The 18,011-nt window shown below is 30.8% G+C and carries 16 protein-coding genes; 9 read left to right on the top strand and 7 right to left on the bottom strand.

The annotated features are described in order from the left end of the window. Window positions 1-213: 213 nt before the first annotated feature. From V9L05_RS21650 to V9L05_RS21640, 3 genes are all read left to right on the top strand, one after another. Window positions 214-1,479 (top strand): pitrilysin family protein, encoded by a 1,266-nt coding sequence (locus tag V9L05_RS21650; protein WP_338815648.1) that lies wholly within the window; start codon window positions 214-216, stop codon window positions 1,477-1,479. A gap of 211 nt (window positions 1,480-1,690) precedes the next feature. After that, window positions 1,691-2,575: a diaminopimelate epimerase gene (dapF, locus tag V9L05_RS21645; RefSeq protein WP_338815647.1), complete on the top strand. Its 885-nt coding sequence runs from the start codon at window positions 1,691-1,693 to the stop codon at window positions 2,573-2,575. Window positions 2,576-2,694: 119 nt separating this feature from the next. Beyond that, window positions 2,695-4,791, top strand: a complete 2,097-nt coding sequence (locus V9L05_RS21640) for an OmpA family protein (RefSeq protein ID WP_338815646.1) — start codon at window positions 2,695-2,697, stop codon at window positions 4,789-4,791. A 184-nt stretch (window positions 4,792-4,975) separates the two neighbouring features. Here V9L05_RS21640 and V9L05_RS21635 read toward each other — a convergent pair whose 3' ends face one another. Together V9L05_RS21635 and V9L05_RS21630 are read right to left on the bottom strand one after the other, a co-directional pair. After that, window positions 4,976-5,755, bottom strand: a complete 780-nt coding sequence (locus tag V9L05_RS21635; RefSeq protein ID WP_338815645.1) for a hypothetical protein — start codon at window positions 5,753-5,755, stop codon at window positions 4,976-4,978. A 91-nt stretch (window positions 5,756-5,846) separates the two neighbouring features. Next, window positions 5,847-6,173 carry a hypothetical protein gene (locus tag V9L05_RS21630; protein ID WP_338790744.1) on the bottom strand — a complete coding sequence of 109 codons (327 nt, stop codon included), beginning with the start codon at window positions 6,171-6,173 and terminating at the stop codon, window positions 5,847-5,849. A gap of 122 nt (window positions 6,174-6,295) precedes the next feature. Here V9L05_RS21630 and V9L05_RS21625 point away from each other — a divergent pair, with 122 nt between their 5' ends. Continuing rightward, complete coding sequence (locus V9L05_RS21625) at window positions 6,296-7,258, top strand: MBL fold metallo-hydrolase (protein WP_338815644.1); 963 nt, start codon at window positions 6,296-6,298, stop codon at window positions 7,256-7,258. 68 nt (window positions 7,259-7,326) lie between these two features. Here V9L05_RS21625 and V9L05_RS21620 read toward each other — a convergent pair whose 3' ends face one another. Next, window positions 7,327-8,766, bottom strand: a complete 1,440-nt coding sequence (locus V9L05_RS21620) for a hypothetical protein (protein WP_338815643.1) — start codon at window positions 8,764-8,766, stop codon at window positions 7,327-7,329. Window positions 8,767-8,979: 213 nt separating this feature from the next. Between V9L05_RS21620 and V9L05_RS21615 the strand changes: the two genes are divergently transcribed. From V9L05_RS21615 to V9L05_RS21595, 5 genes are all read left to right on the top strand, one after another. After that, the gene (locus V9L05_RS21615) at window positions 8,980-9,480 is read left to right on the top strand and encodes a hypothetical protein (RefSeq protein ID WP_338815642.1); all 501 of its coding nucleotides are present in this window, start codon (window positions 8,980-8,982) and stop codon (window positions 9,478-9,480) included. Window positions 9,481-9,683: 203 nt separating this feature from the next. Next, a complete protein-coding gene (gene ytxJ / locus V9L05_RS21610) occupies window positions 9,684-10,073 on the top strand; it encodes a bacillithiol system redox-active protein YtxJ (protein ID WP_338815641.1) in 390 nt (129 codons plus the stop codon). Window positions 10,074-10,164: 91 nt separating this feature from the next. Continuing rightward, window positions 10,165-11,304 carry an N-acetyl-alpha-D-glucosaminyl L-malate synthase BshA gene (bshA, locus tag V9L05_RS21605; protein WP_338790739.1) on the top strand — a complete coding sequence of 380 codons (1,140 nt, stop codon included), beginning with the start codon at window positions 10,165-10,167 and terminating at the stop codon, window positions 11,302-11,304. Window positions 11,305-11,742: 438 nt separating this feature from the next. Next, window positions 11,743-12,468 carry a 3-oxoacyl-[acyl-carrier-protein] reductase gene (gene fabG, locus V9L05_RS21600; protein ID WP_338815640.1) on the top strand — a complete coding sequence of 242 codons (726 nt, stop codon included), beginning with the start codon at window positions 11,743-11,745 and terminating at the stop codon, window positions 12,466-12,468. 110 nt (window positions 12,469-12,578) lie between these two features. After that, window positions 12,579-13,574: a DUF302 domain-containing protein gene (locus V9L05_RS21595; protein WP_338815638.1), complete on the top strand. Its 996-nt coding sequence runs from the start codon at window positions 12,579-12,581 to the stop codon at window positions 13,572-13,574. Between the two features lie 45 nt (window positions 13,575-13,619). Here the strand turns inward: V9L05_RS21595 and V9L05_RS21590 are convergent, their stop codons facing one another. From V9L05_RS21590 to V9L05_RS21575, 4 genes are all read right to left on the bottom strand, one after another. Then, window positions 13,620-14,078 (bottom strand): hypothetical protein, encoded by a 459-nt coding sequence (locus V9L05_RS21590; protein ID WP_338815637.1) that lies wholly within the window; start codon window positions 14,076-14,078, stop codon window positions 13,620-13,622. 71 nt (window positions 14,079-14,149) lie between these two features. After that, the gene (locus V9L05_RS21585) at window positions 14,150-15,979 is read right to left on the bottom strand and encodes a GNAT family N-acyltransferase (RefSeq protein WP_338790732.1); all 1,830 of its coding nucleotides are present in this window, start codon (window positions 15,977-15,979) and stop codon (window positions 14,150-14,152) included. A 292-nt stretch (window positions 15,980-16,271) separates the two neighbouring features. Next, on the bottom strand, window positions 16,272-16,694 hold the full coding sequence (gene rbfA, locus V9L05_RS21580; protein ID WP_338790731.1) for a 30S ribosome-binding factor RbfA: 423 nt from the start codon (window positions 16,692-16,694) through the stop codon (window positions 16,272-16,274). A 271-nt stretch (window positions 16,695-16,965) separates the two neighbouring features. Then, window positions 16,966-17,973 carry a Smr/MutS family protein gene (locus V9L05_RS21575; RefSeq protein WP_338815636.1) on the bottom strand — a complete coding sequence of 336 codons (1,008 nt, stop codon included), beginning with the start codon at window positions 17,971-17,973 and terminating at the stop codon, window positions 16,966-16,968. Window positions 17,974-18,011: the final 38 nt, after the last annotated feature.

Raw genomic sequence — 18,011 nt, 5'->3', positions numbered from 1 at the left:
AATATACCAATATAAGACAAACAAAAAAATGATTTTGAGATTCTTATAGAAGATTGAATAAAAAATGGCTATTTTCGCTTATTCAAATACAAAGATTAAAAATATAAATATGGTTTGTTAGATTCTTTTAGAAGTCTCAGACAATTTTTTTGAACGAAATTACACGCTGTTGTTGGTGAGACACCAACAACATCATTTTACTAAACTCTATCTATGCTTGACCGTAAAATAGCTCCTGATTTTCAGCTTATTAAAGCTCATAAACTTCCAGAAATTAATACTCAAAAATTAAAAAATGGTATTTCATTTCATCAATTAATTACCAAAAATCAACCTGTTTTGGGTTTTCAGATTGCTTTTGAAGCAGGAAGATGTCAGGAAAATAAAGTGGGCATTGCTTCTTTTATGGCAAAAATGCTTTTAGAAGGAACACATCATCATACAGGAAAACAAATTGCTGACAAAATTTCATTTTATGGAGCTTCAATAAATATAGATTCTGGAAATGATTTTACAATTGTCTCTTTTTATACATTAGAGAAGCATTTAGAGCAGCTTTTACCTTTATTAAAAGAAATTTTACAAGAACCTAATTTTCCTCAGTCAGAATTAGATAACTTGAAAAACCGTTCGGTTCAAAATCTCAAAATTCAAGAGGAAAGAACAGCCTACTTAGCAACAGTCAAAATTAAAGAGGTTCTTTTTAAAGAAAACCATCCCTATTCAGCTTCTTCAAGTGAGGAAAGTATCAGAGCTATTCAAAGACAAGATATAATTGATTTTTATGAAAACAATATAAAATCAAATCCTTTTGAAGCCTATTTAGTAGGAGATATTGATACAGATTCGGAAAAATTGATAACTGATTTTATTGAAAGTTTCAACGTTGATGCTAATAAAAAAGAGAAAGAATTATTACAAAATCCAGCCAATTCGGTTACAAAAATCTATAAAGAAATAGAAGGAAGTGTACAAACTTCTATTCGAATAGGAAGACTTCTTTTTAATCAAAAACATCCAGATTATGCTGCTTTCAAAGTTATGAATATGATTTTGGGAGGTTATTTTGGCTCAAGATTGATGCAAAATATTAGAGAAGATAAAGGTTATACGTATGGAATTTCATCAAGAAATGCAGCTATGAAAAATGGTTCGTATTTCGTTATCGGAACCGATGTAAAAAAAGAAATTTATCAAGATGCAGTTTCTGAAATCTATAAGGAAATTGAAAAATTGAAAAATGAACCTGTTACAGAAGAAGAACTAGAAAATGTTAAAAATTATATGAGTGGAAATTTTCTAGGTTCGCTCTCAACAGCTTTTGCAGTTATGGACAAAATGCAAGATATTCATTTGTATAATTTGGATGAAAATTATTACAATGACTATGTTACCAAACTAAGAAAAGTAACAATAGAAGATGTACAGAAAGTAGCACAGAAATATTTAGTAGATTTGACAGAAGTTTGCATTGGTTAAATTCGATTAAGTAAAAGTCTGTACTGAAGTTCTGACCAGTTTAATGTTTTTTGTGTGTTCAACTCCCTAGAGTTGAACGAAACGCTTCCTCAGAAGCGTGATTCAAACAAATAAATCACGCTTCTGAGGAAGCGAAACATTCAGTTCTGAGGAACTGAATGCACTACCTGCCGTTGTTGGTGTCCCCACCAACGACATAAATATAAAAAAAATGAAATTTTATAAATATCAAGGAACAGGAAACGATTTTATTATGATTGATAATCGTGATAATTCTTTTTCTGAAGAGCAAAAAAAAGACAATCATTTTATCGAAAAGCTCTGTCATCGTCGTTTTGGAATTGGTGCTGACGGACTTATCCTAATAGAAAACCCAAAAGATAAATCCGTTGAAGGCGATTTCATAATGGTTTATTTCAATTCTGATGGAAACACAAGCTCTATGTGTGGAAATGGTGGACGTTGTGCTGTTGCTTTTGCGTACCGTTTGGGTGTTTTTGAAGGAAAAGAAACTACTTTTATGGCTTTTGATGGACTTCATTTTGCAAAAATAGCAAGTGTAGAAAATCAAGAACACGAAATTGTTACACAAGTAGAACTCCAAATGGGCGATGTTTCACAAATAGAAATAAATGCTGATTCTGCTGAAAATACCTACTTTTTAAATACAGGTTCGCCTCATTATGTGAGTTTTTTACCAAAAATAGATAACGAAAAAACACAAAATGGCTTAGAAAATTACGCTGTTGTAAAAGAAGGAAAAAAGGTTCGGTATAATGAAAGATTCAAAAAAGAAGGTACAAATGTTAATTTTGTTGCAAGGAATGCAGATAATTCAGAAAAAAATAGCATTTTTGTAAGAACTTATGAACGTGGCGTAGAAGACGAAACGCTCTCTTGTGGAACAGGTGTAACAGCTTGTGCCATTGCCTACTCTTTATATGAAAAAAACTTGAATACCAATTTAGTCAATATCAAAACTTTAGGAGGAAATCTGAAAGTGCGTTTTGATTATTCTACTATAAATTCCGAACATCATTTTACAAATATTTTTCTGATAGGAGCTGCAACAGCAGTTTTTGAAGGAAATCTATAGCTGATAGCTTCCAAGCTATCATAATAACAATAAACAAAAATTAAATAAAGAATATAAAATTAAATTAATACCATTTCAACGTATTACATTCGTAATTTTTAATTCGTAATTATTCTACTATGAATCTCAAAAACCAATATCAAAAAGGTAATTCTATTAAGCTATTTCTAGCTTTGGGTTTACTTTTTGCATTTTTTACAGGTTGCTCATCTGTTTATCAAAAAGCAGAATCCGAATTTGATAGAGCAGCATACAATAAAGCAATTACGCTTTATCAGTCTTATTTGTCTAAAAATCCAGCCAAAGCTGCCGAGGTAAATTATAAGATTGCAGAAGCCTATCGCCGTTCGAACCGTTTGCAAATGGCTCTTCCTTATTATAACAAAACCAAAGAAGCAGGAACAGAAAAACTTACAGCAGGTGACCGTGATACACTTCGTTATTACACAGCCGAAGCATTGAAAGTCAATAAAATGTATGATGCTGCAAAAGTACAGTTTGAAGATTATGTAAAGTTAGGCATCAATCAAAAGCTCAAAACTTTAGCTCAAACAGAGATTGAAAACCTAAAAAATATCAATCAGATTATAGAAGGTAACAAATATGTAACAGTTGTTCCTTGTGATGGAATAAACACAGAAAGCTCTGATTTTGCACCTACAAAATGGATGAACAAACTTGTTTTTTCATCAGATAGAAGAAAAGAAGCTACTTATGAAGGAACAGGACAAGGTTTTTATGATTTGTACAGTTTCGAAACTGAAAACGATATTTCTGACACAACCAATGCTTGTGTGGGAACAGTAAAAATTTGGGGAGGAGATGTTTTTAATAAAGCAGGAACTCATGATGCATCAGCCACTTTTTCGCCTGATGGAAATACTGTTATTTTTGCTCGTAGTGGAAATGGTGATAAAAGAGGAGAATCTGACAAAGAAGTAAGTCTTTATACATCTTCTTTGAGCAATGGAGTTTGGTCAGAACCAAAAGCATTAACCTATGTAAATAGTAGCTATTGGGACGGAACACCACATATTTCTAAAGATGGACAGACACTTTATTTTTCTTCTAATCGTGCTTCTAGCAAAGGAGGCTTAGATATTTATACAGCAAGTTATAACGACAGAGACAAGACATGGTCAAATGTTCAGCGTTTGGGAGACGATATTAATACAGAAGGAAATGAAATGTTCCCTTATATTGATGAAACAGGTCGTTTCTTTTTTGCTTCTGATGGGCAAGGTGGTTTAGGTGGTTTGGATATTTTTGTGCAAGAAGAAATGAAAAATCCTTCAGATACAGATACTACTTCAATGATTAAGAAAGTTCGTAATGTAGGTGCGCCAATAAATAGTGCAGGCGATGATTTTGGACTTACTTTTACAGAAAAAGAAGATAAAGGAGGTTATTTTACCTCAAAACGTGATAATAAAAATGGAATGGACAGCACAATAACAGAAACGAATGATGACATTTATCGCTTTCATTTAGATTCTTTGGATATTCGTGAAGTACGTTATGTGCTTCGTGGAACAGTAGAAGGAATTGATAAAGTAGAAAATACTCGTGAATTTCTTTCAGGTGTAGAAATGGATTTAAACTTAGGAAATAATAATATCGTAAAAGTTTCAACAGATGATAAAGGAAAATTCTTATTTGATACTTCCCTTGTTATTGGAAAAGTATATGATATAGATGTAAATGCAGCAGGATATTTACCAAAAAATGATAACGCTTTTTCTACTGTTGGTCGTGGTTTGGATGAGACTAAACTAACTCAAATGTACACACTTGTTTATTTTGATACTGCTTTTGTCTTGACAAAAGACTTTTTCGTAACAGGTGGAGGGGAAGGAAAAGATATGTTGCCACCAGAGATTGAGATTTTGTATGAATTGGATAAAGATAGACTTACGCCAGAAGCAAAAGAAAAACTAGATAACTTTGTAGTTTTCTTGAAAGAATACTTGGCTATGTATCCAGATGCTAAACTTACAATGGGTTCTCATACCGATTCAAGGGGGTCTAATAGATATAATCAGAATCTTTCTCAACGTCGTGCAAATTCTGCTGTAAACTATATTATTGCAAAAGGAATTTCTAAAAATAAAATAAAAGCAGTAGGGTATGGCGAAAATCGTTTGAAAATACCAAATGCTAAAAATGAAGAAGAACATCAACTAAACCGTCGTACTACGGTGGAAGTGGTTAAGTAAGAAAAGAAAAATGGTTCAAACACAAACATTTGAACCATTTTTTATTTAACTCAATTTGCGTATCACAGACTTCCCAGTCTGTGTAAAGGTAAAAATAGCTTTTTAAGAAAATGCTACTTATTCAGACTAGGAAGTCTGAAATACTCATAATTCACAACTTGAGTTATTTAATAAAATTAAAATATTATCTTTTCTCCAAAACAGCCAAATACTCCACCAAACGACGCTTTGCAATTGGAAAGATAGAATTTTCAAATGAGCAAACAACAGAACTCTGCATCAAAAAAGTAGCGGGATTTGGTAAGTTTCTATTGTTTCTAATAAGATTTATTTTCAGGTTTTCATAAGTTTCAAACTTACTTTTTAGAAGTGTATCTATATGTTGCAAGTTCAATCCTCTCAAAATTTCCTTGGTGTCTGTTTTTTCGAAAAGTGTAATTTTATATTTATAAATCTGAACTATATTATTTAGCTTTTCTTTATTCTGATTTTCATTTACTCCTAAAAATAAATATCCTTCTCTAAAATAAATAGGCGTAATTCCGACAGGAACAATCTCTAAATGCTGATTTATCCAATCATAAATCTGTTTTCCTTCATTTACACTAGCATTGATTTTTGGTAAAGCAAACTCAACTACACTTTCTATTTCTTGCATCATGTCATCATCTTTCAAAATAGAAGTATAAGTCAGTTTCAATTTCTCAAAATCTGCTTTGGAAAGTTTTTTAGGAAATTTGTCTGATAAGAGCTGTTTGTTTTCTTTTATTTGAAGTAGATTATTATAATGAAAAAGCAGTTCTGAAAAAGTAGGATATAATTTTACTTCATCAAATTGTTTTTTTGTGTATTGCAAGTATGCTAAAAGCATATATTTTTTATACTCAAAATCTATAAGACCTTGCGTAATCCAATCTGGAGATAGATAGTTGGTTTTTTTATTCGAAGAATTTGACAATTTCATTAGATAATTATTTGGTTCTCTATCTAAAATAGCAAATATCATTCTTACTTCAAAATCAATTTCAAACTATTATTTAAATAATTGCTATTTTCTAAAGATTTATTTTAAGTGTGTTTTTTGTTTTGGCATCAACAACAGTATAAAATAGTTCGCCTTTCTTTTTGTAGACAGAATCTCCAATGTGTATCTTCTCTATCAAAGAACTATTTATCTTGAAAGTATCTCCATTTTCTAGTTCTATTATCTGATAGCTCACTTTTCGTCCTTCTCTTGCTTCTCTAATCAATTTTATTGTTCCATTTCCTTCTTGATTTAGAATACTTTCTGTGTTGCTTTTATTTAACTTCGAAACCATAATTCCGAAAATAAGCATAAAAAGCACAATAACACCGATTATCACTTTAGTTGAATTTTTCATAATAGTATTTTTTATAAGAAGTTGTTTAAGAATATTTTTTGATAAATTAATTTTCTCTGAACTAAAAATAAATAAAATTCTGTTAGATTGAACAATACTTACCAAGATAAATAATGGAAACAATGGATACTACAACTACTAATTTTACAATTGAGAAACTAAAAAATAAGCATCCTTTTCGGCAATGGCTAGAATGGCAAATTCCAAATACACATTGGAAAATAAAAGGCTACTCAAGAAGTGGTGACAAAACTTTTTTTTATATTCCTCAACTTGATATTTGTTTGGATGCAGCTTTAGCAGAAGGAAACCAAGCAAAACACGTTTTTGTTACGCATACACACAACGATCATATTGCAGATATTGAATATTTGTCTAGCAAAAGAGACGTTGAAATTTATTTACCAAAATCATCAGTTTCTTATTTAGAAAAATATATTTTGGTAAGACGAGAACTAAATCATTCTGCGCCCTATAATCCAGAACTGAGAGGAAACTGTTCTATTAAAGGAATAGAAAAAAATGATACTATTTTCTTTGGAAAACATGACAATTATAAAGTAGAAATCGCAGAATGTTTTCATCGTATTGATTGTGTTGGTTATGCTTTTTCTGAAAAAAACCGTCGCTTAAAAGCTGAATATGAAATAATAAAGCGGGAATATTTAGCAAAAAATGAAATGCGAAAGTTTGGAAAGTTTTTAGCAGAAAAGAAAAAAACAGAAGAAGTAGAAGAATGGATGTATGAACCCAAATTTGCTTTTTTGGGAGATACAACTGAAAAAGTCTTTGAGGAAAATTCTTTTTTATTGAACTATCCTGTCATTTTTACAGAATGCACTTTTCTTACAGATGAGCATTTTGAGTATGCAGCAGAAAGAGGACATAGCCATTGGCAAAATTTAAAATCAATTATTAAAGCTAATTCAAATATAATTTTTGTATTGATTCACTTTAGTTTGCGTTATTCAGATGCTGAAATTATTGAGTTTTTTAATCAAGAATTAAAACAAAATGAAATTTCAAATGTCAAAATTTGGGTTTCTGAAAGCTCTTTACTTCCAGCACAACATCAAAAAAGTTGAAACAATAAAATAGCTAAACTTCAATCGTATGAGGTTTAGCTATTTTGATTTTTCTGATTAAAAACTATTTATTTTTCTTCATATTTTACATTATCAAACTCAACTATTTGAGTTCCACAAGTTATCAGTCCTATTTTTTCAATTTTAGAAAAAAGCATTTCTTCCTTCAATACTTTTTTATCATTGACAAAAAATTCTAACTGTTTATTTCCTAATGATTTTATAGATAAACGATAAGTTTCTTTTCCTTTACTGACAAATCCTGTTGGAACATACTTTGTCGCATAAGTTACTTTATTATCTTGTCCGACGAGTTTAAAAACAGCTTTTCCTGCATTTGTTATCATAAACTCGCCTATTTCTCCATTTCCAGAAATAAATAAAACACCAAAATCTTTTGGCTGACCCTCTTTCCAAGTTACATCTGTACTTAGTTCCCATTTTTTATCTTGCCTAACAGTTGGTAAAAAGGCTTCTGTACGATGACAAAACTCCTCTTCATTATGATTCATAATAAATTTGCCTTCTTTATTTTCAAAGGTATAACTAAATTTGCTATCCACATCCCAATCTGAAAAAGTAGTCGTCGTCGGATTTTCAAATGATTCAATTAAAATATATTCTCCTGTATCATCATTTTTGATACTAATTTCTTCAAAACCAATAGTTTGGTGGTCGCAAAGTCTAAATCCAATATAATTAAATTGAAAAGGTGCTAATTTTCCTTTTCGGATAAATTTATCATCAATATAATATTCGTAATTGCCTGCCTTTACTTCAATACGTTGTATATGAGCATTTGATTTATCTGTAAAGACTTTGTAATTCCAATCATTATCTGTGAATTTATCATAATAGCGCACTGATACATTTGCTTTTCCTTCTTTACTAAGAGAAAAAATCATGTAGTTTTCATTATTATTGATTAGGTTAATTCCATACATTGCATACGACCCACTTTTCCAATTACTCTTGGTTGTAATAGTGTAGTTTTCTGGAAATTTTATGACTGGACTGCTATTCCAATAACACCATTCATCAATATTGCTTTCATAAATAAACTCTCCATTTTCGATATTTTTTTTATAATTATAACTTTCTTCATTTACAAAAATACTTGATTCTGTTTCAAAGTCTTCTGTATACGAAAACAAAACAGGCTCAACAGGCTTAGGACGAAATAAATAATAGGCTACCGAAATACTAATTAATCCAAGCGCAAAAACGATTAAATAAAATGTATTTCTTTTTGTTTTCTTTGAAAGTTGTTCTCTTGCAATTTTTTCTAGCTCATCTCTTTTTATTTTTTGATAGATTTTTTCTACATCTTCTTTTTCTAGAGAAGTCATTTCTGCTAAGGCTTCTTTGGTAGCTTCTCTGACAGATGTATCGTCTTGATGGCTTTTGAGTTGTTCATCTTTATCAAAAACTTGTTTTTTGAGCTGTTCTAATATTCGTTTTTCTAGTTCTTCTTTCTCTCTTCTATTTTTTTCTGAATGAGTAGCCATAAGTAAAAATTGATTAATGATAATTTGGTAAATTTTGGTAAAAACAAATTACTAATTATTTTGCTATTTTTTGGAAGAGTTATGGAAAAAAATAAAATAAATTTCAGTCAATGCAGCATTTTCTTAAAAAAAAGGGTCTTGTTTAAAAGTATTTAATGCTTAATTTTGCATCTTATAAAAATCAAACTCAAAAATCATCAATAACGTCATTATATGAATACTCAATCAAAATATAGTATCACGTATCAATTTATTTTATTCATCACTACTTCATTATTTATTTTTAGTGCTTGTGGAGACAGTGAAACAGAAACACCAAAACCAGATTACAAATCTTTGATAATCGGAAAATATGCAGGAGAGATTGATTTTGGTAGTGATTTAGTATTTAAAGATACTGCAACTGTTTCAGCAGGTAGTGTTGCTGACGAGATAATCTTTACTTATAAACTTTCTCCACCTGATAGTTCTATTACCCTCAAACTACAATTAGTAGATATAAATTCTTATGAAGGTGTTGCGCTAAGAATTCCTGAGCAAACTGTAAATTCGATACAAGTAGCAGGAATTGCCATAAACGATTCAGATGTACGAGGAAGACAAGGATATTTCTTTTATCAAGATGAAAAAGATCAATTACTCAATGAAATAATATTTAAAGTTACAGCAGATGGGCTGACTTCTATTCATGACTTCAAAAAAATTGAAGAGTAACTTACACGTAAATAACTGCAAAAAGGCAAACCAAAATTTTGGTTTGCCTTTTTTTATGTCAAAAAATAATTTCTGAGCTATAGAACATTTAAAAAAACACAAAGAATGACTAGAATTACGATTTTTCAAAAAAAAACTCTAAACTTTATAAGCAAAGACACGTTTTGAATACAAATTTTAACTAAACTTTTAATCAAAAAACAATGAATTTAGTCACAAAATTCATTTCCAAACTATTCAACGAACCTATCATGAACTGGAATAAATTAGAAACTCCTGAAAAACTGCAAGAAATCATTAAAGATTCAAGTACAACTCCTGTTCTTATTTTCAAACACAGTACACGCTGCTCTATTAGTTCCATGGCTCTTTCTCGCTTCGAACGTCAATGGAATCAAGAAAAAATGGGAAATGTACAGCCTTATTATTTAGATTTAATTCAGCATAGAAATATTTCAAATATGATTGCAGAAGAATTGAATATCAATCACGAATCACCTCAAGTTCTATTAGTAGAAAATGGAAAATGTACTTACAATGCTTCTCATTCAGCTATTTATTTTGATGATTTGGTGGGAAAAGCACAGATTTAGAAAGGTAATTTAGATATTTAATAATTTAGGGAAAAGATAATACAAATTTTAATCAAACTCATTCTTACTTTTTACAAACTCATTAAAATTCATGAAAATAGGAATCGTCTGTTATCCTACTTATGGTGGAAGTGGTGTAGTAGCTACAGAACTAGGAAAAGCACTTGCAGAAGCAGGGCATCAAGTTCATTTTATCACTTACGACCAACCTTCACGCCTTGCCCTTTTGAGTGGCAACATTTTTTATCATAAAGTCGATATCAGAACATATCCACTTTTCAAATATCCTCCCTATGAGCTTGCACTTGCCAGTAAGATGGTAAATGTAGTTAAGTGTGAAAAACTTGACCTTTTGCATGTTCATTATGCCATTCCTCATGCCTCGTCTGCCTATATGGCAAAGCAAATTTTGAAAACAGAAGGAATCCAAATTCCAGTTGTTACAACTTTGCATGGAACAGATATTACCCTTGTTGGAAAAGACCCTAGTTATGCGCCTGTTGTGACATTTAGCATCAATGAATCGGATGGCGTTACAGCAGTTTCGGATAGTCTTCGTCAGCAAACGTATGATACATTTAAGGTTACAAAAGATATTGATGTTATTCCCAATTTTATTGATTTAGAACGTTTTAAAAGACAGAAAAAAGACCATTTCAAAACAGCTATTTGTCCGAATGGAGAAAAGTTAGTGGTTCATACTTCTAATTTTAGAAAAGTAAAACGTATTGATGATGTTATAAAAGTTTTTGCTAAAATCAGAAAACAGATTGAAGCAAAATTATTGCTTGTTGGAGAAGGTCCTGAAAGAAGTCCAATGGAAGAGCTTGTAAAACAGTTAGGACTCTCTGATGATGTTCGTTTTTTGGGAGAAATTGAAGCCATTGAAGAAGTTTTATCGGTAGCTGATTTATTTGTAATGCCTTCAGAAACAGAAAGTTTTGGTTTGGCTGCTTTAGAAGCAATGGCGTGTGAAGTGCCTGTCATTTCAAGTAATGCAGGTGGACTTGTAGAGCTGAATGTACAAGGTGTGAGTGGTTTTATGAGTAATGTTGGCGATGTAGAAGATATGGCAAAAAATGCTTTAGTTATCTTAGATGACGCTAATTTACCTACCTTTAAAGAAAATGCACTCAAAAGAGCAAAAGAATTTGAACTTTCAAATATTTTACCTTTGTATGAAGAAGTGTATCATAAGGCTGTTGAGAAAGTGAAGGGAGTAGCTGTATAAATATAAAATTCTGTAGAACACTCTTTAGAGTGTTTGCATTTCGTAACATAGCCTTTGTATGGAAGAAATCTTAGATAGAGAAACATTAATAAAAAAGGAAAGTAGTTGGTTAGGAGTTTTATTGATCAATAGCTTTCTTATTATAGTTTGTCTTTTTGCTTATGAGTTACAAACACAAGTAAAAGATAGCTTCTTTTTTATGCTAGGAGAAATACTACTTTTGATAATTATAAATTCTATCATTACTTTAATAACATTTCTAGTTTATCGCTCTTTTTTTTGGAAAAAATGGTTTATTATGAGTATTCTCTATCTCGTTATTTTGTTAGGTTTAATAGTTAATGCATATATTATTATAAACTACTTTTTATAATTGATTTTTTATAGAAGAACTTTTTGTTAAATCATAACAATTCACACACAAACTAAATAAAAAACATGTTTTCATTAAAAGATAAAGTCGCTCTCATCACAGGCGGCGCAAAAGGAATTGGAAAAGCTGTTGCCGAAACGTTCCACAAAGCAGGTGCAAAAATCGTAATTTGGGATTTGGACGAGGAAGGACAAAAAACGGCTGATTCTTTAAACGGAAAATTCTATAAAGTCAATACGGCTGATAGAGAAGGATTAGAAAAAGCAACTCAGCAAGTGATTTCTGATTTTGGTAGAATAGATATTTTGGTAAATAATGCAGGGATACTTAGAGATTCTTCATTTTTGAAAATGACAGACAATCTTTGGGATGATGTTATTAATGTCAATCTTACAGGTGTTTATAACTGTGCAAAAGCAGTCGTTCCACACATGAAAGCCCAAAAACAGGGAAGAATAATCAATGCTTCTTCTATTGCTGGTGTCTATGGGAATTTTGGACAAACAAATTATTCGGCTGCAAAAGCTGGCGTAATTGGTTTTACAAAAAGCCTTGCTAGAGAAGTAGGAAAAGATGGAATTACAGTCAATGCCATTGCCCCAGGTTATATTCAAACTGAAATGACAGCTTCTATTCCACAAGAATTTCAAGAAAAAATTATTGCTTCTATTCCTGTTCGTCGTGCAGGAAAGCCTGAAGATGTCGCAAATGCGTATTTGTATTTAGCCTCAGAAGAAGCTAGTTTTGTTAATGGTTCTGTCTTGCATGTAGATGGAGGAGGAATTCTTTAAACAGTTACCAGTTAATTTCAAATACCTCAACGACGGCAAAGCCTCGTTGAAGGTTGCATGTAGTTCTATTCTATATTCAGTTGTATTTTCAAAACCTTCCAACTAAAAAAATGAAAATCATGAAACCTATTTTCAGTTATTTTATTCCTATTTGTGCTTCTTCTATTTTACTTTTTTCGTCCTGTAATGACAACCAAAGTAAAAAAACAGATTCTGAAATTTCGGCTTTAGATTCTCTTGAAAACATTGATACCACATCAATTAACATTGAAGTTGATGAATCAGAAACGGCTACTATGCAAATGCCTTTTGTTCAAAAGAAATATTCTAAAAGTGTAGATGAAGTTTATAATTCTATCAAGTCAGCGATTGAAGCAAATGAAAACCTCAAAATTATTGCAGAAGTAAACCATTCGGAAGCTGCAAAAGGTGTAGAAATGGAACTTTCTGAAAATCGTTTGATTATTTTTGGTAACCCAAAAGCAGGAACACAGCTAATGCAACAAAATCAAGCCGTTGCAATAGATTTACCTATGAAAATACTTGTTTATGATAATAATGGAACAACAAAAGTAATTTACAATAATGCTTCAATTTTGATGAATCGCTATGAAATTACGCTTCCAGAATTAGAAGAAAAAATGAATGCAATTTTAGATAAAATTACTGTCTCAGATATAGAAGAACCACAATTACACAAATTACAATTAGAAAGTAGTTTAGCTGATTTACAAACAAAAGAAAGTTCTTTGTCCGTAGATAAATCAAGCGAAAAATTAGAAAAACTACTCAAAGAAAAAGAATTTAAACTCATTGCAAAAGTAGAACACGACAAAGCAGCCAAAAATGCAGATTTGCAGCTTCGTTCTACTCGTTTGTTTATCTTTGGGAAGCCACAAGTAGGAAGTCAGTTAATGGCATTGAATTCTACTATGGGTTTGGATTTACCTATGAAAATTCTTTTATGGGAAGATGAAAATGGAAAAACACAGGTAAGTTATTTTAAAGGTTCATTTTTAGCAAATCGTCATGGTATTGATAATCAAGAACTGACAAATAAAATTGATGAGGTTTTGGAAATGCTTAGTAATGAAATTTTGAAGTAATAAATTTTTTACTAACTTAGTTCAAGTGCCGATACTTGAACTAAGTTAGTGGAAAAAATATTTATTTAAGTCTGCTTTATGTATAGAATTAGGATAAAATGTTATCCTATCTTGTTCAATGCTTTGGTCTTCTATAACACCAAATACTTCACCAGTAGGTTTTATCAACAAAGAATGTCCCACATATATATAGTCTCCCATAACTATATCTGAATTTATATATCTAGCTAATTTTATAGCATACCTAAGTATTTGACTATTTTCATAATCAATCATTGTATCAAGATTGATATGAGTTTGATTATCATTTTGGAAAACTTCTATACCAAAAATTATTAACTCTATATTATCAGATGATAGATTAGGATTCTTTTCGTATAACAAATCATAAAATTCATTTTTTGAAATAAAATCTATTTTTTGTGGCTTTAATATATTAGAAAATGCTTTCCTGAACTCATCAAGTTCTATTTTTTTTAAAATAACCCACTCTATAAAACTCATATTATTTCTATTATCTTTTAAATGCTCTTAGTTCAAGCATTGAAACTTGAACTAAGTTGCTAATTATAATATTAAGAAGGCAATTCCATTTCTTTATTCAAATTCTTAATCGTTTCTTCTGGAACTTCATTAATATCCAAAACCATCAGACCATCAAGCGCATTATTAAATTTTGGATCAAGATTGAAAGAAATAATCTTTGCATTAAGTTGAATATATTTTTTGAGTAAAACAGGCACAGAATGACGATTTGGTTCTAAATCCCACAAGAGTTTGTCTAATTGAGCCAAATCATGTGCACCTTCAAAGAGTGCATCTGTATCTAATAAATCTAATTTTGGCTTGAATTCTTTTCGTGGAGCTACTAATTTTGATAATTTTTCATCATAAAAATAACGCTGAATAAACTCTACAATTAGGGTTCTTGATGCTTCTGTATAATTGCTGCTAATACTTACAGGCCCTACTAAATAACGATATTGAGGATTTTGGAGCAAGAAAAACAAAATTCCTTTCCAAAGTAAGAATAAAGGCAATCGTTTTTGTTGATATTCTTTTGTAATAAATGAGCGACCAAGTTCTAACGATTTCTCTAAATAAGGCGTAAACTCATCATCCATTTTGAAGAGACTTTCCAAATAAAAACCCTTTTTACCAAAACGACGCATAATTTTGTCGCCTCTGCCTACACGATATGCACCTACAATTTTTTGCTCATCTTTATCCCAAATAAATAAATGATGATAGTACAAATCAAATTCATCTAAATCCGTTTTTTTATTTGTTCCTTCCCCTACTTCTCTAAAAGTAATTTCACGAAGTCTTCCAATTTCACTCAAAATAGTCGGAATTTGATTTGAATTGGCTACATAACCTTCATAGTTTTGCTGCACAAAAAGTAACTTGTCAGCTTCTTTGAGCTTCTCTACTTCCTTTATTATTTTATCTTTTGAATTTTCTTTTACTATTTCTTGAGGTTTGGAAGGAAAAGTAAAGGAAGGATAATAGAATTTTTTCACTTCCATTGTCGAACCCAAAGCATAAGTTTTGGCTCTTAAAAAACGTCCAAAACGTTCTATATCATCAAAATCTTCTTGGCTTTTTACAGAAATAGGATGTCCAATTCTTATTCTTACTTCTTCGCCTTTTTTATTAAACATTTCACGAGGAATAGAAGCTGTTCTTAAAAGTGGATGTAGTTTTCCTATCAAATGAAAAATACGACTATTACTTCCTTGAAAATAAATGGGAACAATAGGAACTTTTGCTTTTTTGATGAGCTTGATAGCAGGAGTTTGCCACTGACGGTCAGAAATTGTTTTTAATTCTGGTTGATAACTAGAAACCTCACCAGCAGGAAAAATACCCAAAGGTTTTCCTTCACGAAGTTGAGTAAGGGCAGCCTTCATTCCAGCCATACTAGAGTAAGCATCTTGATGATTTTCTAAAGGGTTTACAGGAATTACGTAAGGAGCTAGACGTTCAATTTTCATTAATAGAAAATTTCCCATTACCTTAAAATCTTTATTTTGTTCTACCAAATAACGCATCAATAAAAGTCCGTCAATCACTCCAAAAGGATGATTAGAAACTGTAATAAATGCACCTTCTTTTGGAAAACGCTCTAATTCTTGTTCGTTAACAATCGTTTTTATATTCAAAAACTCAAAAAAGGACTTCAAGAAATCTAGTCCTTCGTTGTTGGCAATAGCTTTATAAAGGTCATTTGCTTGCTGTAACTTCAAGGTACGCATTAGCAAACCTGCAAACAGTTCGATGTGGTATTTATTGAGTTTTGTAGCTTCGATAAAGTCTTCTTTACCAATTAAATCTTTTATTTCATTATGCAAATCTACGTCTAAGTTAGAATTGATGTTTTCTGATTTTTCTATATTTTCCATAGTTGAATAGTTGTTAAGTTATTTTTGATTTCAAAGAATTACCTTAGTTTAATCAAAATAAGTAAGCATAATTTGGTGGTTTTTAATAGTGTCCACAATATAAGAAAGTCAATTTAGAATAGTCTAAAATCAAGACTAAAAAATCTAAAAAGTAATGTTAATGTAGCATAAAGCTAAAAAATATCCATTCCTCAACTAAATTTTAGTTTTTTGAAATGGATATTTTCTTCCGAAAGCTAAAGCATTCGGTATATTTTACTCACTCTAAAAAGTAAGCTACAAAATTTTACATTTAAAAATCGTCTGCGCTTAGTCTTCCTTCATCTTTGTAGTCACCATAGTTTTCGTCATCTTCATCTGGAGCTGGTGGAATATCCAAGCTATCGATAAGTTGTTCTATTTCAGCAGCTTCTTCTTCTGTTTTATCAACAAAAAATTCTAAATTAGGAACTTGTCTAAATTGATGTCTAACACGTTTTCCTATTTCGCTACGAATTAAGCCACTTTTTTTCTCAATTTCTTCCATTACTGCATATTGTTTTACAGGAGGAAAAACGCTGACATAAATTCTGCAAAGCCCTAAATCAGGAGCAGATTTTACAGCCGTAATTGTAACTAAAGAATCTTTACCTATATTTTGAAGTTGAAAAATTTCGCCTAAATCTTTTTGTATAATTTTTGAAACTTGTTTTTGTCGTTGGGTTTCGTTGTGCATATTACTATTTTTTCGTTATAATTTTTTTTGTTTTACTTAAAAGTAACTGATTAACGTATCAAAAAGTTCGCTAAAGTAACTGACACTTTAACTTCGTTGAGGGCTAAAGCCGTTCCAAGTGTCGTAAAATAGAGTTAAATAAATGTTAAATAGTAGCATTAAATCTTTTATTAAGAGCATTTTCCTTTATTTTAGTTGTTAGCCTACTTTATTTTCAAAAAAACTATTTTGACTTATAAATTGAACAGGATTTTAATCCTGTTTTTACATTTTATCTAAAAACTGCCTTTGTAGCTCCATAGCCAAATTTATCTTTATAAGCATCTTGATAGTATTTCACATGTGGATGCTGGCTAAGCCTTCTATGAATTTCTTGTCTTAGTTTTCCAACTCCTATTCCGTGAATAAAAATAATTGATTCCATATTGGCAGCCAATGCTTTATCCAAATAAATCTCAAAATGTTCTAATTGCATGGTAATTATTGCCTCATTTGTCATTACGTCATAATGGTCTGGCGACAAAACTTCGATGTGCAAGTCAATTTCAGAGGGTGGAGCTTCTGTTTTGTAAGGAGAAACTTTTGAGCTATTTTCTATAATTCGTTCTCTAAGACTATTTACATCAATAACTTGTGGCTTTTCAACTGGCAAATCAGGCTGAATTTCTCTTCCTTCTACTCTAAAAAGATACGATTCTCTTTCCAAAACTGGCGCAGTTCGTTTGATTCTGAAAAAAGAATTATTAAAACCCATTTGAAAAAACAGCGTTTGTTTAGGCTCAAAATTTCCTTCTTTAAAAAAAATCGCTCTAATAATGAGAGGTTTCCAATTATTAAATTCTTCTCTGCTCAATCTATGAACTCTTGGCGCATCTTTTTTGTCTATTTGTTCTGAAAAAAGATGTTTTTCATGACCATTTTCTAGCTGTTCACTTACCGTAACAAGCATAGAATAAGCCATATTATTTACCAAATAAACATTCAATAATTTATCATTAAAATCAGTAAAGGCAAGATAAATTCCTTCTCCGACAGTAGACTTTTTTACTTTTTTGGTGGGTTTGAAAAGTGGCTTTTTCTCTTCTTCCACGACTGAAACAGGCGATTTTTTACCAAAATATTTTTCTTCTTGTTTGTGGATTAAGACTACTTCGGCAGCCATAACAGGCAGACGAAAACCCTCTTCAATTTCTACTTCTACTTGTCCGTGTTGTAAGATTTTTGTGATAACGCCTTCTTCTGTTCCCGAAAGCATACGCACTTTATCGCCTATTTTCATTTTTGATTGATTCTGTTTTGAATTATCGTATTATTTTT

Source organism: Bernardetia sp. Wsw4-3y2 (assembly GCF_037126295.1).
In the GTDB taxonomy this organism is placed as follows: Bacteria; Bacteroidota; Bacteroidia; order Cytophagales; family Bernardetiaceae; genus Bernardetia.
This window is presented reverse-complemented; position numbering and strand designations above follow the sequence as displayed.

Bases quoted from the DNA above. Each gene is read 5' to 3' on its own strand.
- fabG (WP_338815640.1), top strand. From the start codon at position 11,743: ATGTTTTCATTAAAAGATAAAGTCGCTCTCATCACAGGCGGCGCAAAA.
- bshA (WP_338790739.1), top strand. From the start codon at position 10,165: ATGAAAATAGGAATCGTCTGTTATCCTACTTATGGTGGAAGTGGTGTA.
- ytxJ (WP_338815641.1), top strand. From the start codon at position 9,684: ATGAATTTAGTCACAAAATTCATTTCCAAACTATTCAACGAACCTATC.
- dapF (WP_338815647.1), top strand. From the start codon at position 1,691: ATGAAATTTTATAAATATCAAGGAACAGGAAACGATTTTATTATGATT.
- V9L05_RS21650 (WP_338815648.1), top strand. From the start codon at position 214: ATGCTTGACCGTAAAATAGCTCCTGATTTTCAGCTTATTAAAGCTCAT.
- V9L05_RS21585 (WP_338790732.1), bottom strand. From the start codon at position 15,979: ATGGAAAATATAGAAAAATCAGAAAACATCAATTCTAACTTAGACGTA.
- V9L05_RS21640 (WP_338815646.1), top strand. From the start codon at position 2,695: ATGAATCTCAAAAACCAATATCAAAAAGGTAATTCTATTAAGCTATTT.
- V9L05_RS21625 (WP_338815644.1), top strand. From the start codon at position 6,296: ATGGATACTACAACTACTAATTTTACAATTGAGAAACTAAAAAATAAG.
- V9L05_RS21630 (WP_338790744.1), bottom strand. From the start codon at position 6,173: ATGAAAAATTCAACTAAAGTGATAATCGGTGTTATTGTGCTTTTTATG.
- V9L05_RS21635 (WP_338815645.1), bottom strand. From the start codon at position 5,755: ATGAAATTGTCAAATTCTTCGAATAAAAAAACCAACTATCTATCTCCA.
- V9L05_RS21620 (WP_338815643.1), bottom strand. From the start codon at position 8,766: ATGGCTACTCATTCAGAAAAAAATAGAAGAGAGAAAGAAGAACTAGAA.
- V9L05_RS21575 (WP_338815636.1), bottom strand. From the start codon at position 17,973: ATGAAAATAGGCGATAAAGTGCGTATGCTTTCGGGAACAGAAGAAGGC.
- V9L05_RS21595 (WP_338815638.1), top strand. From the start codon at position 12,579: ATGAAAATCATGAAACCTATTTTCAGTTATTTTATTCCTATTTGTGCT.
- rbfA (WP_338790731.1), bottom strand. From the start codon at position 16,694: ATGCACAACGAAACCCAACGACAAAAACAAGTTTCAAAAATTATACAA.
- V9L05_RS21590 (WP_338815637.1), bottom strand. From the start codon at position 14,078: ATGAGTTTTATAGAGTGGGTTATTTTAAAAAAAATAGAACTTGATGAG.
- V9L05_RS21615 (WP_338815642.1), top strand. From the start codon at position 8,980: ATGAATACTCAATCAAAATATAGTATCACGTATCAATTTATTTTATTC.